The sequence below is a fragment of the Cohnella sp. OV330 genome (assembly GCF_900112065.1).
GTDB lineage: Bacteria > Bacillota > Bacilli > Paenibacillales > Paenibacillaceae > Cohnella.
Genome location: NZ_FOKE01000001.1, coordinates 961,323 through 977,025, shown reverse-complemented (window position 1 = coordinate 977,025; position 15,703 = coordinate 961,323). Strand labels below are relative to the sequence as shown.

The window sequence follows — 15,703 nt, the reverse complement described above, 5'->3', positions numbered from 1 at the left end:
ATGAGGCGAGGCGGTTTGTGGATACCCGTTCATATCGATGAGAATCGGCCCGAGCCCCTGTACCATCAGGTGGAGGTCCAGCTGCGCGGCCTTATCCTTAGCGGCCGGCTGGCGGAGGGCACGCTGCTCCCGTCCATCCGCGAGTTCGCGGCGGATCTCAGGTGCAGCGCCATCACGGTGCGAAGAGTGTATCAGGATCTGGAGAACGAAGGACTGCTGCGAACGAGGCAGGGGACGGGGACGTTCGTAGCGGGCATCGACCAGTCGGCGCGGGACGAATTCAGGCTCGAGCGCGTCGTCGAGGCGTTCGAGCGTGCCGTCGAGACCGGACTGCAGCTGCAGTGCAGCCGCGAGGAGATGGAACGAATCTGGCGTGAAGCATACGAACGCAAGCGTGCGGAAGCCGACGGGGAAAAGGGGGGGCCGCAATGAATCGCGAAATGCAAGGCTTGACGGATGCGGAGGCGGACAGCGCCGTCGTCGCGTTGAAGGGGGCGACCGTCCGGAACGACGGGTTCGCGCTCGGGCCGCTCGATTTGTCCGTGCCGGCAGGGATGGTGACCGCCATCGTCGGTCCGAACGGCTCCGGCAAGAGCACGCTGATGCGGCTGCTGCTCCGGCTGGCGCCCTTTGAAGGAGAGGCGGCGGTACTTGGCCAGCGGCTGGCGCCGGACAGCGACGAACGGCTGAGGGAGCGGATCGGCTTCGTATCCGAGCTGCCCCATGCGTACGAGAACCATCTCACCGCCGACGAGAAGGCGCGCTTCGCTTCTCTATGGTACCTCCGCTGGAGCTGGGAACGGTACGAGCGGCTAATGCGCGGCTTCGACGCCGACCGGACCAAAAAGCTCGGCAAGCTGTCGAAGGGCATGCGCCGCAAGGCCGAACTCGCGGTCGCGATGGCGCATGACCCGGAGCTGCTGCTGCTCGACGAGCCGTCGTCGGGCCTCGATCCTTCGGCATGGAAGTCGCTGCTGGACGAACTCACGCGCTACATGGACCGGGGGGATCGTACGCTGATCTTCGCGACGCACATCACGGAGGAGGTGCGCAGGCTCGCGGACTACGTGCTGTTCATGCATCGCGGCCGCTGCCTCGGGTTGTACGAGAAGGACCGGCTGTTCGAGGCGTGGCGGGTGCTGGCGGTTCAGCGCGTGGACGGGACGGCCGGCAAGGAGGACGCGGCGCGGCTCCTGAGGCAGGCGCCGGGCGTCCAGGGGGCGCAGGAGTCCGGGCCCGGCATCTGCCGGATCGAGACCGACGCGCCGGAGGAGACGGAAGCTTACTGCCTCTCGGCAGGCTACCGGATCCTGTCCTCGCAGCGCATGGAATTGGAAGAGATCATGGCTTGTCTAGTCCGGAAGGGGGATGCGGGAAGATGAATCCGCTGGTAATCGAAAAGGTGTTCAAGCAATACGGGGACAAAACCGCCGTCAACGGGCTTAGCTTCGAGGTGGCCCAAGGCGAGATTTACGGCCTGCTCGGCGCGAACGGCGCGGGCAAGACGACGACGATGCGCATGGTGCTCGGACTCATTCTCCCGGACGGAGGCAGCATCCGCTACCGCGGGAAGACCTACAGCACGGAGCAGCTCTCGATGCTGGGCTACCTGCCGGAGGAGCGGGGCATGTACCCGAAGATCAAGGTGAGCGAACAGATTCTGTATCTTGCCCAGCTGCGCGGCATGTCGCGCCGGGATGCCGACGCGAACCTGAAGCGGTGGCTCGACCGGTTTCAAGTGCCGGAGTATTACAACAAGAAGGTCGAGGAGCTCTCCAAGGGCAACCAGCAGAAGATCCAGTTCATCGCCGCGGTCATTCACAAGCCGAGCATCCTCATCATGGACGAGGCGTTCAGCGGCCTCGATCCCGTCAACGTCGAGCTGCTGAAGTCGACGGTCAAGGAGCTGCGGGACGAAGGCGCGAGCATCGTCTTCTCGACCCACCGGATGGAGCACGTCGAAGAGCTGTGCCGCAACATCACGATCATGCACAAGTCCAATCCGGTGCTGCAGGGACCGATCCGCGAGATCAAGAGCCGTTTCCCGCGGGAAAAGGTCGTAATCGGGGCGGAGAAGGACATCCCCGGACTGGACCGGATTCCTGGCGTCGTGTCCGCGACCCGCACGGAGCGGGGCTACGACCTGGTCGTTTCCCGCAAGGAAGCCGCGCAGGACATTCTGAAGCACGCGATGGCGCAATCGACGGTCGAACACTTCGAACTGCTGGAGCCGACCCTGAACGAAATCTTCATAAAGACGGTAGGTGAGAGCCATGAATAGCATGCGTACGGTCATTGCCTTCACAATGCGGAACAAGCTCCGCAGCAAATCCTTCATTATAACGACGATTATTCTCGGCGTGCTCCTCGTGGTCGGCGCGAACGTGCCGTACTTCATCGACAAGCTGACGGGGCCAGGCTCAGCCGCGAAGGTAGGCTATGTTAACGGCGAGCAGGGCGAGATCGTCAAGGGACTGGAGCAGCAGTTCGGGCAGGCGGAAAAGCAGCAGGTGCAGCTCGTGCCGGTCGAGGCGTCCGGGTCCGAAGCCGACAAGACGGCCGCGCTCGAGCAGGCGATCGACGACGGCAAGATCAAAGGCTATCTTACCTTTACCGATAATCAAGCAGTCGGCTTCCCGGACGTCGTCTACCACTCCAAGAAAATGCTGGACAGCGACACCTCGGGCGCGCTGCAAGCCGGACTGCAGACCGTCAAGACCCAACAGGCGGTACGAGACGCGAACCTGACCGACGAGCAGTTCGCCAAGCTGATGGCGCCCGTGAAGCTCGATACCGTCCAGATCGCGGACGGCGGCGGCAAGACGGAGGCCGAGCAAGGGACGGCCATCGGCCTGACCTACGCCATCCTGATCCTGCTGTTCATGTCCGTCATGATCACCGGCCAGCTGATCGCGACCGAGATCACGGCCGAGAAGAGCTCGCGCGTCATGGAGATCATCGTCACGAGCGTGGCGCCGCTCAAGCAGATGTTCGGCAAGGTCATCGGCACCTTCCTCGTCGGCCTGCTCCAGCTCGTCGTGCTCGTCGGCGCGTCGGTCATCAACCTCACGCTGCCTCACAACAAAGGCGCCCTCGAGCGATTCGGCATCGATCTGTCGAGCGTCGAGCCCAAGATGATTATTTTCGCGATCGTCATGTACCTGCTCGGCTACTTCCTGTACGCGATGCTCTTCGCCGCCATCGGCTCGCTCGTGAGCCGGACGGAGGATCTCAGCCAGACGTCGATGCCGGTCACGATGCTGTCGCTCGCGGGCTTCTACATCGCCATCTACGGCCTGACGAATCCAGACAGCTCATTTATCACCGTCTGCTCGTTCATCCCGTTTTTCTCGCCGTTCATCCTGTTCCTGCGCATCGGCCTCGCAGATCCGGCCTGGTGGGAGATCGTTCTGTCGGTCGGCATCCTGATCGTGTCCGTGCTGGCCATCGGCTGGCTCGCCGCCAAGATTTACCGCGTCGGCGTGCTCATGTACGGCAAGAAGCCTTCGTTCAAGGAAGTGTTCAAGGCGCTGAAGGCGTATAAAGTGTAAATGAAATGAAATTGTAGTGTGTGTGGGTGCCCAAGCAGGGAAGAGTGAAATAAAACCGCTTGTCGCTGCAGTTTAATCCATGATCAAAGCAGAACTAGGCCGCACTAGCATTGGCCGGTAGATGACCCTCGGAATTCTCAATTCGTCGGGGGTCATCTTTTTTCTGTCCGGAAACGGAAGCGTACGAGGGACGATATCGCCGCGTTCTATGCGGATCGCAAACCGATTTGAACGGCGGCAACGGGATGCTATTGTCCGGGCACCTTGCCATCCGATCTTCAAAAATGACAACGCTTTCTTAAGAACGTTGGCTTTCTACGGCTTTGTCTCGGAAGGTACACTGAATACGAAGGAGGCGCCGATATGGAACTGGGTACGCAGACAACGGGAATGGCAGGAAAAACAGAACATCGATCGCATTTTTGGAAGCGATTCAAAAAACAAAAAACGCTGCATCTGTTCGTCGGACTCGGCATGATCTTTTTGTTGGTGTTCGCCTACACGCCGATGTTCGGGATACTGATGGCCTTTAAGCAGTATTCCATCTCTACCGGAATAAAGGGTATTTTTACGAGCGAGTGGGTGGGGCTAAAGCATTTCGATGAGTTCGTAAACGATTATCAATTCGGAATGATCGTGCGCAATACGTTGATATTGAGCCTTCTAAAAGTTTTTTTCGCTTTCCCGGCTCCGATCCTGCTGGCCATTCTGTTGAACGAAGTCAAAAATGTTCGATTCAAGCGATTCGTCCAAACGATCAGCTACTTGCCCCATTTCATTTCGTGGGTCGTTGTCGTCGGCATTGCTTTTGCCTTCTTGTCGACGGACGTCGGGATCGTCAACAAGGCGCTGCTGGGGCTTGGATTCATCGACAAACCGCTGGACATCCTGACGAACCCTAACTACTTCTGGGGACTTGCGACGGGGAGCGCCGTCTGGAAGGAAATGGGCTGGTGGACGATTATCTTTCTGGCCGCGATCGCGGGCATCAATCCTTCGCTCTATGAAGCCGCCCAGATCGACGGCGCCGGCCGCTTGGCTCGAATTCGCCATATTACGTTTCCAGGTATGAAAGGAACGATCGTCGTCGTGCTCATTCTGACGATCGGAAGCATACTGGGCGGCGGATTGGTCGGTTCCAACTTCGAGCAGGCTTTCCTTTTCGGCAACAGCATCAACAACCCGACCTCGGAGATCGTGCAAACCTATGCCTTCAAGGTGGGATTAAGGGACGGAAGATTTTCCTATGCCGCAGCGATCGATTTGATCCAATCCGTCATTTCCGTCGTATTGATCTTCTCCAGCAACTACATTGCCAAACGCTCGTCGGGATCAAGTTTATTCTAGGAAAGGGGAACGGACATGCCGCTCAGCCAGAAACGAAAAGACCTTATCATGGATTCTTTGGTATATGTCATCCTGGCCATTCTGACGCTATCCATGCTATATCCATTCTATTATGTCCTGATTCTTTCCTTTAATAAAGGAACCGACTCGCTTCTTGGAGGCGTTTACCTATGGCCTCGGGCGTTCTCGTTAGAAAACTACGCGCAGTTTCTGGATGACCCCAAGTGGTATCGCGCGTTTGTCGTTACAATCGTGAGAACGCTTACCGGTGCCGCTTTAGGCGTCTTATTCACCTGTCTGGTCGCGTACGGGCTGTCGCACCGCGATCTTCTCTTCCGAAAAAGCTACTTCACGATCATCATATTCGCGATGTATTTTTCCGGCGGTTTGATTCCTTACTATGTGGTTCTGCGCTCCGTCGGATTGCTGAATACGTTCGGCGTGTATGTCATTCCTTCCATGCTGAGCACGTTCTTTCTGTTGATCGCCATTTCGTTCTTCCAGGAGATACCGGCAGAATTAAAAGAATCGGCGCATATGGACGGCGCTAGCGAGTTGGTCATCTTCTACCGGATCATCCTTCCCGTCTCTATGCCGCTGGTCGCCACGATGTCGCTTTTCATGGGGGTCGGTCAATGGAACGCATGGCTGGATTCCGCTTATTTCGTGCAGTCGGAGAGCTTGCGGACGCTCGCCTTCCGGATGATGGAGGTGATCAACAAAAGCAATGCGCCCATGGACGCCATAGCCGTCGCGAACAGTTCCTCCGCCGGCGTTACCAGCTACTCGCTTCAGGTAGCCGCCATGGTCATATCCATCGCGCCTATCGTATGCGTCTATCCGTTCCTTCAACGGTTTTTTATTCAAGGCATTATGCTAGGGTCCGTAAAGGGCTGATGAACGGCATGATATTAGAGCGTTAGCTTTAATATAAACAACACTTTTTGGAGGGATTCGATTGAAGAGAAATAAGGGGAAGAAAACGCTGCTCCTATCGTTGCTCGCGACGATGACGATGGGGCTGGTCACCGCATGCGGCACGAACGACAACGATCAGCAGACCACCGCAAGCAGCAGCGCCGCCTCGTCCATGACAACCTCCGAACCGTCCGCAAAAAACAACGAGGTAAAAGAGCTGTCGTTGTTTATCGATGCCTCTTGGTATCCGGTGAAGGAATGGAAGGGGCCGGTCGCCGAGAAAATTACCGAAAAGACGGGCGTTAAGCTAAAAGTGACGGTCGCTACCGATGATAAGCAGCTTCCGCTCATGATCGCTTCCGGAGATCTCCCCGATCTGGTCTTTACGAATTCCAATATCGATCGGATGTCCGATTCGAAGCTGTCTTATCCCTGGAACGAGCTGATCGAGAAATACGCGCCGGATTTCAAAATCGATCCGATACGGGTTGCGATCCATACGATGGACGACGGCAATTTCTACACGGTTCGCAACTCTTTTGCGACCCAGGAGGAAATGGCGAAAAATAAATACGCGCTGGGCAGCGACGGCAACCCGGGCATCGCGGTGCGCGAGGAAATTCTGCAGGAGCTCGGAAACCCGCCGATCGCGTCCACCGATGACTTCTTGAAGGTTCTGGGTATGGTGAAACAAAAATATCCGGACATGATTCCACTGATTATGGACAAGGACTGGATCGAGCAATACTTCCTGCAGCAATTCGGCGTCGAGGGCCTTCTGGACGGCTGGTACGAGCGGGACGGAAAAGTAGACTATGCGATTAGACAGCCGGAAATGCTGGACTTCTTTAAATTCATGAACCGTCTGTATCGCGAAGGGTACGTTCTGGCGGAGAACTTCGCCTATACGAACGACCAGCTCGACGATCAATACGCGACCAGCGGGAAGGCATTCGCGCATATGCATACGGTCAGCATAGCAGACTCGGACAATAGCAAGGTCAAGAACGCCGGCCAATCGTTCACGTTCAAGATGCTGCCGAGCGCGATCTCGGACAAGACGAAGGCCGTCAGCTCGGGGTTGGGCTTCGCGGGCACCTTTATCACCAAGAACAATAAAGACCCCGAAGCATCGATTAAATTCCTTCAATACCTGGCGAGCGACGAGGGCAAAAAGTTAACGATGTTCGGCGTCGAGGGCGAGCATTGGACGTGGAACGCGGAAGGCCATCCGGACTTGAAATACGATCCGTCCGACTCCGATTTCGTCAACAGCAACGGAATCAAGTGGTGGTACCTGTACAACGACGGCGTCACGGAAGGGATGCTGAGCTATGTGCCCGGGACGCAAAAGACGAAAGCCTTGATGGAGAGAAAGGCGTTCGTAGTGTATAAACCGGAGCTAGGCTTAATCCAGCTGCAGCCGGATTCGGAAGAGAAGACGATCAAAACGAAGATCGACGAGATGATTAAAAACGAGAAGGTTAGAATCTACTTGGCGAAGTCGGAGGAAGAAGCCGTGGCAAACTACGAGAGCATGGTGAAGAACGCCGAGAAGATCGGTCTGGATCGCTTGGTGGATTGGGCTAACCAAACCTATCAGAAGAAGAAGGATTTGTTTAAAAAATAAGACTGGGTCCGTTAGGAGCGCTGCGCGTTCCTGACGGACTTTTCACGCTATATTGCAGGTGAAGGCAAATGGGAGAACGGAAAGGCGGGAAAATGATGAAGCTGGAGTATGATTCGCCCGGTACCGCATGGAAAGAGGCTCTTCCGATTGGCAACGGACGGCTGGGAGCAATGGTGTTCGGAGCAGCGGAAACGGAAAGAATCCAGATCAACGAGGAGACGTTGTGGTCGGGGGCGCCGCACGATTATAACCGGCCGGACGCGGGGCAATATTTGCAAGAAGTCCGGAGCCTGATTTTCAATGATCGGATCGAGGAGGCGGAGCGGCTGTTTCTGGACCGCATGATGGGCGAGCCGATCCATCTGCAAGCCTACCTTCCTTTTTGCGAACTGAATCTGGCGTTCCCCGGGCATCGCGAGGTTACGCGATATCGGCGTGAATTGGATCTGCGGCGGGCGGTGGCGACCGTATCCTATGAAGCCCACGGATGCGAATACACGCGCGAAATCTTCTGTTCCCGCCCGACCGGCTGCCTGGTGATTCGGCTTTCGTGCGGCGAGCGGGGCAGTATCGCCGTAGACGCGTCTTTGTCCAGCGTCCACCCCGATGCGTCCGTTCAATCGGACGGCAGCCGTGCGATTCGGCTGACTGGACGGACCGGGACGCGCAAGGGTCCAAGAAATTGGAGCGGCTCTTGGGAAGGTCCGGGACTCCGATTCGAAGGGAGGCTCACGGCTTTTTGCGAAGGCGGCTCGTGCGCGGCCGGCGACGGCGTCCTGCGCATAGCGGAAGCGAGTGCCGTAACCCTCGTTTTTTCCGGAGCGACAAGCTTCTTGAACTATCGGGACATGGGGGGCGATCCTTCGGAATTGAACAATCGGTATATGGCGCGCGTCTCCGAACGACCTTATCGCGAGTTGCTGGACGAACACGTCGAAGACCATAAAGCCTTGTATGAACGAGTCTCGATAAGGCTGGGGGGAGCCGGGACGGACGAGCGAACTGGCGGCAAGCGGCGTCCGACGGATAAGCGCGTACTCGACATTCGGGAGACGGAGGACCCGTCGCTCGCCGCGTTATATTTTCAGTTCGGCCGGTATTTGCTCATTGCGTCTTCCAGACCGGGCGATCAGCCTTCCAACTTGCAAGGCATATGGAATGAAGAAGAATGGCCGGAATGGGGAAGCAAATGGACGACCAACATCAACGTCCAGATGAATTACTGGCCGGCGGAGGTCGGAAACTTGCCGGAATGCCACCTGCCGCTGTTCGATCTGATCGACGATCTTCGCGTCACCGGCGCGCGCACGGCAGAACTCTATTACGGCGCGAAGGGCTTCGTCGTCCACCACAATACCGATTTATGGCGCGCCGCGGCCCCGGTCGACATCCATGCCGGAATATGGCCGATGGGCGGGGTATGGTTGGTCCAGCACTTATGGGATCACTTCGAATACAATCCCGACCTTGACTTTCTAAGGGTACGGGCCTACCCTGCCATGAAAGAAGCCGCCCGATTCGTGATGGACTTCCTGGTGGAGGCTCCCGAAGGCGTCAAATTCGCCGGTCTGCTGATTACCAATCCTTCCTATTCGCCGGAGAACGCGTATCGGGACGGCCGCGATCGAAGAAGGCATCTCACGATCTCGTCCACGATGGACGTGCAGTTGATCCGAGACTTGCTCGAACGTTGTTTGATCGCAAGCGAGCTGCTGGGCGAAAATTCGGCGTTCGAACACGAAATCCGAAAGGTTCTGGACCGGATCCCCCCCATGCAAATCGGAAGATTCGGCCAATTGCAGGAATGGCCGGAGGATTGGGATCGACCGGAAGATTCGAACGGCCACGTTTCTCACCTTTACGGCTTATATCCCGGAAATCAGATATCCGAGGATACGCCCGAAACGTTCGAGGGGGCGCGCAAAAGCCTCGAGCTTCGCCATCGGAGCAAGGACCGAATCCTGGCTTGGCCGGCTGCTTGGCGGATAGCGCTGCACGCCAGATTGCGAGACGGGGAGAGCGCGCGCAAGCGGCTCGTCGATCTCTTGGCGGGATCGACCAATCCGAATCTGCTCAATCAGCATGAGCCGTTTCCGATGCAGATCGACGCCAATTTCGGCGGAACCGCGGGCATCGCGGAAATGCTGCTGCAAAGCCGATCCCGCTATCGAAACGGAAAAGCCGAATACGAAATCGAATTGCTTCCTGCCTTGCCGGAAACATGGCCGGAAGGCTCCGTCTCGGGCTTTCGCGCCAGAGGGGGATTCGAAGTCGGCATGACTTGGGCGGAAGGAAGCTTAATCGGCGTCGAGATTCGTTCCCTTTGCGGAATGCCTTGTACGCTGCGCTATAGGAAGCGATCGATCCGATACACCGTGAAGGCTGGCGAATCGTTTCAATTTGATCCGTTCTCACGTTAACCGGGGTTTGCGGAAGTGCAAATCTGGAAGGGATGCGCCTCTATCGGAGTTCTTTAGTACATGATACGTTAACGATATATGGATTCCGCATCGGAGGGAAACGCCGTCTTGAGCATCATGCGCAAAATCGTGCTTGGTTACGTGATTATGATCTTTATCCCTGTTCTGGCATTCGGTTATCACTATTACACGCAAATCTACGGCAACCTGACGCAACAATTCGTGGAGAGCAGGCAGAAAATCCTGGAGCAGGCTTACGCCAATCTGAAAACGGATTTCGTCCGAATTCAGTCGGTCCACCGGGTGCTGCAATACAATCCTTACTTGACCGATTATCTGGACGGCGTATACGAATCCGACGCGGACAGCATCTACGCGCTGACCCGCTATATTCTCCCGCTGAACACGCAATCGATGTTCGCTAATCCGGAGATCGAATCCATCGTCATTTATAAGATGAAGAATCGGGTATTGCCCATCACCAATCTGTTTCGCGACCGGTCTATGCTGGATCCGCAAACGGAACAAACCGTCTCGTCCCTGAAAGCCGGACAGGGGAAATGGCTGCGCGCCGATCCCGCGGCGTCGGATCCGGACCTGATCTATTACCAGTACATTTACAATACGCAAATTACGGAGCGAATCGGCCTTCTTGAAATTCGGGTACGCAAAAGTTTAATCCATAACTTCTATGCGGCCGCGGGTGTGGAAGGAAGTTGGAGAGCGTTGCTGTTGTCCGGACAGGGCGATCCGTTGACGAATGAAGCGCCGGCGTTGGACAAGAAGACATTGCGTCTTCTGCAAGCGGATGACAGGAAATTTTTTATCAACCGGCAAACGATCGTCAATCAGCTGAAGCTCGAGCCGCTGGACGTTCGCGTCATCGTCACCGGTCAGGTGGGAGACGTATTCCGTTCCGTGAAGAAGAAGGAAAACGTTTTGGTGACGATGATCGTGCTGCTGTTGCTCGCTTTATCCATCGCCTATTACCTGCTGGCTTCGACGATTACCAAACGGATTCTTCGGTTGGCCCGGCATATGCGTACGCTGAACGACAATAACCTTAGGCAGCTGACGATCAAAAACGGCAAGTTCGAAAAGGATGAAATCGGCTTCCTGATCGTCACCTATAACGCGATGGTCCGGCGAATGTACGAGCTCGTCAACAACGTTCACCGAGCTGAAATGCGCAACAAAGAAGCGGCATACCAGGTACTGCAAGCGCAGATCAAGCCTCATTTCCTCTATAACACGCTCGAGACGATCCGCATGGTCGCCGAGGCTAACGACGACAAGGAAGTCGCCGATATTTCCTTCTGGTTCGGGAAACTGATGCGGTACAGCTTGTCGTCCGCGCGGGAAGAAACGGTTCTTGCGAAGGAAATCGAGATGGTTTCCTTTTATATGAACATCCACAAAATGAGGCTCCAAAGCAGGCTGACTTTTGAAATTCAAGTTGCGCTGGATGCCGAACGGCTGGCTTGTCCGCGATTCCTTTTGCAGCCGCTTATCGAAAATGCGATCGTGCACGGAGCTTCCGCCGTCCTTCGACCCGTCCATATCTCGCTGCAGGCGACGGAAACGGAAAGCGAGATTACGATCGACGTTACCGACAACGGCAACGGGATTACGCCGGAGAAGCTTTTCGCGCTTCGCGAACGGCTGTCCAGGCACGACGAGCCTAGAAAGGCAGAGGAGCGGGTCGGCGTAGGTTTGAAAAACGTCAACGAACGAGTCAAAAGCTTCTTCGGAGGAGAATCCCGACTGGAAATCCTCAGCGAGTCGGGCAAAGGAGCCTGCTTGCGCATTATCATCGTGAAAAGGAAGGTGGCGGACGTTGAAGATCTTGATCGTAGACGACGAGCCTTTGATTCTGAAAGGGTTAGTTAAAATCGTCGAAGAGGTCGCACCGGCAGGTTCGGATATTTGTTCGGCCTTTAATTCCCCGGAAGCCTTGGAGAATATGAAGCGCTTTATGCCCGATGTCACGATAACGGATATCAACATGCCGGAGATGAACGGATTTGAATTGATCCAGGAAGCGAGACGAGAGGGGTTATGCGATCGATTCATTATTCTGACCGGCTACGACGACTTCGAATACGTCCGCCAGGCGCTCCGTTCGGGAGTCGTGGATTACTTGCTTAAACCGCTGGATCGGGATGAGATCGCGGTCTTGCTAAGCCGTGTCTTGGAGGAACTCCCCACCGCTTCCGACCCGGAGTACACCCGTCACGCCGAACGGATATTGGCCTATCTGCAGGTCAATTATATGAACGATCTGTCCCTGGATCATCTGGCGGAACGGATGAGATTGCATCCGAATTATATCAGCAGCCTATTCAAGAAGGAGACGGGAGACACGTTCGTCAATTACTTGAATTCGCTCAGAATCCGGGAGGCGCAAAAGCTGTTGAAATCGCAGTCTCATCTTACCGTTGAAGCCATCAGCCGGCAGGTCGGATTCGACACCAAGCACTACTTTGCGAAGGTATTCAAAAAATACGCAGGAATGCCTCCGGGCGCCTACCGTGAAATGCAAGAAGAACCATAATCATGGATCGCATACCGGAAAGGATGAAAACGAATGGAAGAGAACATGGACGATCGTGAGCACGCGCTGTTCTATCGATCGCCTGCCGGTCAATGGGACGAGGCGTTGCCGGTCGGCAATGGGCGCTTGGGGGCGATGATCTTCGGCGGTCCTCGCGAGGAACGCATACAGTTGAACGAAGATTCCTTATGGCACGGCGGTCCGAGGGATCGGCATAATCCGGATGCCTTATCGAACTTGCCGGAAATCCGCAGGCTTATTTTCGAAGGCAAGCCGCGGGAGGCCGAGCGTCTAGCTTCCATGGCCCTGACCGCCATACCCGAGACCCAGCGCCATTATGTCCCGCTCGGCGATCTGTTCCTCCATTTCGAACACGCGGAGGAGATTGAGCGTTATGAGCGGCGGCTCGACTTATCGGATGCCGTCGTCCGCGTATCCTATACGGCGGGAGGTACGAGGTTCGATCGGGCCGTTTTTGCGAGCTATCCGGATCATGCGATCGTCATACGGCTCACGGCGGACGTTCCCGGTCGAATATCGTTTACCGCCCGAATGGGACGCGAGCGGTTCCGTTACGTGGACGGGATCGGCGCGAGGGACGGGACCACGATCGTCATGAGCGGCACCAGCGGCGGGGGCGTCCGGTATTGCGGCGTACTCGAATGCAAGCCGGAGGGAGGGAGCATGCGCACGATCGGAGAGCATCTCGTCGTCTCGAATGCCGACGCCGTACTGTTGGTCGTGACCGCGGCGACCGATTTTCGCGAGAACGACCCCGATACGGCGGCGCTCGGGCAAGCCAGACGCGTCGCAGCCATCCCATTCCCGGAACTATGGGCAGCGCATACAACGGATTATCGCCGTCTGTACGATCGGACCAGGCTTCGGATCGGCGCCGCGCCGGGCAAGGATGACGCGACGGAGGAAACCTCCAAACGCCTCGAAAACGTCAGAGCCGGAATCGACGATCCCGGACTTTTGGCTTTATATTTTCATTACGGACGGTATCTTCTGATCGCCTCGAGCCGTCCCGGATCGCTGCCCGCGAACCTGCAGGGCATCTGGAACAAGGATATGCTTCCGGCCTGGGACAGCAAGTTCACGATCAATATTAATACGCAAATGAATTATTGGCCAGCCGAGAGCTGCCACCTGTCCGAATGCCACTTCCCTCTGTTCGATCTGATCGAGCGGATGATTCCGAACGGACGTCATACAGCCCGGCAGATGTACGGCTGCCGCGGGAGCGCCGCTCATCACAATACGGACCTATGGGCGGACACGGCGCCTCAGGATCTCTGGCCGTCGTCGACCTACTGGCCGCTGGGCCTTGCCTGGTTGTCTCTTCATCTCTGGGAGCACTATCGATATGGGGAAGATGCAGCATTTCTTAGTCGCGCTTATCCAATGATGAAGGAGGCGGCCGTCTTCCTGCTGGATTATCTGGTCGAGCTTCCCGGTGGAGAATGGGTCACCTGCCCGTCCGTCTCGCCCGAGAATACCTATCGGCTGCCGAGCGGTGAGACGGGCGTCCTGTGCTACGGACCGTCCATGGACAGCCAGATCGCGCATGAACTGTTCCAGGCTTGCATAGCGGCGGGAGAACGGCTCGGATCGGACGATGACTTTCTTGGAGAGCTCCGGCATGCGATCGGCAAGCTTCCGCCGCCCCGCATCGGACGCTACGGCCAATTGCAAGAGTGGTTCGAGGATTACGAGGAGGTCGAGCTCGGGCATCGTCATATCTCGCATCTGTTCGCCTTGCACCCGGGCACCCAGATTACGCCCGATACGACGCCAGAGCTATCCGCGGCCGCGCGCCGAACGCTGGAGCGCCGCCTGGCGAATGGCGGAGGACATACCGGCTGGAGCCGGGCCTGGATCGTTAATTTCTGGGCCAGATTGCTGGATGCCGAGGAGGCGCATGCGAATTTAACCGCGCTCTTATCTCACTCTACGCTGCCGAATTTGCTCGACAATCATCCTCCGTTTCAGATCGACGGCAATTTTGGCGGAACGGCAGGCGTCGCTGAAATGCTATTGCAGAGTCATCGGGGGACGATTCATCTGCTGCCCGCCCTTCCAAGCGCATGGCCGGAAGGCGAGGTCCGAGGACTTCGTGCGATAGGCGGCGTCACGGTGGATATCGCGTGGAATGTCGGGCTGGTCCAAGAGGCGATATTAACGCCGGATCGGAGAGGGACTTACATCATCCGTTGCGATCATCCCGTACGTTTCTCGGTTGAAGGGCGGTCCTGCGATGCGCGGCGTACGGAAGGCAATAAGTGGGCGGTCGACGGCGAAGCAGGCGTGCCGATCGTGCTTCGGGCTCATCCTTCGCAGGAACCGGCTTAACTCCGTTCGGAATTCAAGTTTTTTATTAAGCAAGATCCTCCTGCCCTTTGCTTAGTTTTTTGCTTATCTGTGCCGGTTACGGATATAACGTCCTGGAGGCAATCCTTCCGATTTCGTAAATTGCTTGGTAAAAGAATAAATATCCCCATAACCAAGACTAACGGCTACGTGTTTAATGGGGAGTCCGGAGAGGAGCATCATTTTGGCCTGTTTCATTAAATGTTCAATGTGGTACCGCTGAGGGGAAACTCCGGTTGTGGCTTTAAATAGCTTCCTGAAATTCTCATAGCCCATATTTACGGCTGCTGCGGCTTCCTTAATATCGTAATGGATATCATTGGCGCCGCCGATTAGTTGGCAAGCTTTTGAGATTTTATGATCATTGTGCTCTCTCTGCGTATGATGTACGCTGCCGTGCAAACGGATAATGAGTTCTTGAGCTTTCATCAGCAAATAGGGGAGCCTTTCATCTACAGCGGCTTTAAGAGAGTTAAGCAGGGCGGCAAATTCATTCAAAATATCGCTTGTATGTCGTGTCGGCTGCACCTCTTGGTCGGAATTTATGATGCCTAGCGTTTTGAGGTAATGATAGACAGGATAACCTATGCTGATATAAAACTCGATCCATTCCCCATTCGGCTCGATTTCGGTGGAGTGCATACGATCGGGCAAACGTTGTACCAGATCCCCTGCTTGCATTGTAATAACAGTGCCTTCCTTTGAGATAAATCGTCCGTTGCCTTGCAGGACCAGCAAACAGCTGTAATATCCGATCCTGAAGTCATACTGGGAGCGCTCTGCCGTTCTTTTTCTCATAAAGCCGCATGACAAAATGCCCTGGTCGAAATCGTCTCCGATACACCGGTATACGACATCGTTTTCTTTTATAGCATCGAAATTCATATCGTCACCGCACCTACCAGAATGG

General features: G+C 56.0%; 12 protein-coding genes. 11 read left to right on the top strand and 1 reads right to left on the bottom strand.

Features of this window, described 5'->3' with window-relative positions; genetic code table 11:
* Positions 1-15 precede the first annotated feature (15 nt).
* The 11 genes from BM235_RS03620 (at position 16) to BM235_RS03570 (ending at position 14,775) form a co-directional block, all read left to right on the top strand.
* Positions 16-432 (top strand): GntR family transcriptional regulator, encoded by a 417-nt coding sequence (locus BM235_RS03620; RefSeq protein WP_090109366.1) that lies wholly within the window; start codon positions 16-18, stop codon positions 430-432.
* Positions 429-1,382, top strand: a complete 954-nt coding sequence (locus BM235_RS03615) for an ABC transporter ATP-binding protein (RefSeq protein WP_255374034.1) — start codon at positions 429-431, stop codon at positions 1,380-1,382. Before BM235_RS03620 ends, BM235_RS03615 begins: the two co-directional genes overlap by 4 nt.
* Positions 1,379-2,281, top strand: a complete 903-nt coding sequence (locus BM235_RS03610; protein WP_090109364.1) for an ABC transporter ATP-binding protein — start codon at positions 1,379-1,381, stop codon at positions 2,279-2,281. The genes BM235_RS03615 and BM235_RS03610 overlap by 4 nt, the downstream gene beginning before the upstream one ends.
* Entirely contained in the window at positions 2,274-3,551 is a 1,278-nt protein-coding gene (locus tag BM235_RS03605) for an ABC transporter permease (protein WP_090109362.1), read from the top strand. Before BM235_RS03610 ends, BM235_RS03605 begins: the two co-directional genes overlap by 8 nt.
* A gap of 363 nt (positions 3,552-3,914) precedes the next feature.
* On the top strand, positions 3,915-4,898 hold the full coding sequence (locus BM235_RS03600) for an ABC transporter permease (RefSeq protein WP_090109350.1): 984 nt from the start codon (positions 3,915-3,917) through the stop codon (positions 4,896-4,898).
* 15 nt (positions 4,899-4,913) lie between these two features.
* Positions 4,914-5,795, top strand: coding sequence for a carbohydrate ABC transporter permease (locus BM235_RS03595; protein WP_090109348.1), 882 nt, complete (start codon positions 4,914-4,916; stop codon positions 5,793-5,795).
* A gap of 61 nt (positions 5,796-5,856) precedes the next feature.
* Entirely contained in the window at positions 5,857-7,446 is a 1,590-nt protein-coding gene (locus tag BM235_RS03590; RefSeq protein WP_090109346.1) for an extracellular solute-binding protein, read from the top strand.
* Positions 7,447-7,541: 95 nt separating this feature from the next.
* Positions 7,542-9,866, top strand: coding sequence for a glycoside hydrolase family 95 protein (locus BM235_RS03585; protein ID WP_158543678.1), 2,325 nt, complete (start codon positions 7,542-7,544; stop codon positions 9,864-9,866).
* A 117-nt stretch (positions 9,867-9,983) separates the two neighbouring features.
* The gene (locus tag BM235_RS03580) at positions 9,984-11,756 is read left to right on the top strand and encodes a sensor histidine kinase (protein ID WP_255374042.1); all 1,773 of its coding nucleotides are present in this window, start codon (positions 9,984-9,986) and stop codon (positions 11,754-11,756) included.
* Complete coding sequence (locus BM235_RS03575) at positions 11,704-12,420, top strand: response regulator transcription factor (RefSeq protein WP_090109341.1); 717 nt, start codon at positions 11,704-11,706, stop codon at positions 12,418-12,420. Before BM235_RS03580 ends, BM235_RS03575 begins: the two co-directional genes overlap by 53 nt.
* 33 nt (positions 12,421-12,453) lie before the next feature.
* The gene (locus BM235_RS03570; RefSeq protein WP_090109340.1) at positions 12,454-14,775 is read left to right on the top strand and encodes a glycoside hydrolase family 95 protein; all 2,322 of its coding nucleotides are present in this window, start codon (positions 12,454-12,456) and stop codon (positions 14,773-14,775) included.
* Positions 14,776-14,838: 63 nt separating this feature from the next.
* Here the strand turns inward: BM235_RS03570 and BM235_RS03565 are convergent, their stop codons facing one another.
* Positions 14,839-15,678, bottom strand: coding sequence for a helix-turn-helix domain-containing protein (locus BM235_RS03565; RefSeq protein ID WP_090109337.1), 840 nt, complete (start codon positions 15,676-15,678; stop codon positions 14,839-14,841).
* Positions 15,679-15,703: the final 25 nt, after the last annotated feature.

Coding starts and splice junctions, on each gene's coding strand:
- BM235_RS03615 (WP_255374034.1), top strand. CDS start 429: ATGAATCGCGAAATGCAAGGCTTGACGGATGCGGAGGCGGACAGCGCC.
- BM235_RS03610 (WP_090109364.1), top strand. CDS start 1,379: ATGAATCCGCTGGTAATCGAAAAGGTGTTCAAGCAATACGGGGACAAA.
- BM235_RS03605 (WP_090109362.1), top strand. CDS start 2,274: ATGAATAGCATGCGTACGGTCATTGCCTTCACAATGCGGAACAAGCTC.
- BM235_RS03600 (WP_090109350.1), top strand. CDS start 3,915: ATGGAACTGGGTACGCAGACAACGGGAATGGCAGGAAAAACAGAACAT.
- BM235_RS03595 (WP_090109348.1), top strand. CDS start 4,914: ATGCCGCTCAGCCAGAAACGAAAAGACCTTATCATGGATTCTTTGGTA.
- BM235_RS03585 (WP_158543678.1), top strand. CDS start 7,542: ATGAAGCTGGAGTATGATTCGCCCGGTACCGCATGGAAAGAGGCTCTT.
- BM235_RS03580 (WP_255374042.1), top strand. CDS start 9,984: ATGCGCAAAATCGTGCTTGGTTACGTGATTATGATCTTTATCCCTGTT.
- BM235_RS03570 (WP_090109340.1), top strand. CDS start 12,454: ATGGAAGAGAACATGGACGATCGTGAGCACGCGCTGTTCTATCGATCG.
- BM235_RS03565 (WP_090109337.1), bottom strand. CDS start 15,678: ATGAATTTCGATGCTATAAAAGAAAACGATGTCGTATACCGGTGTATC.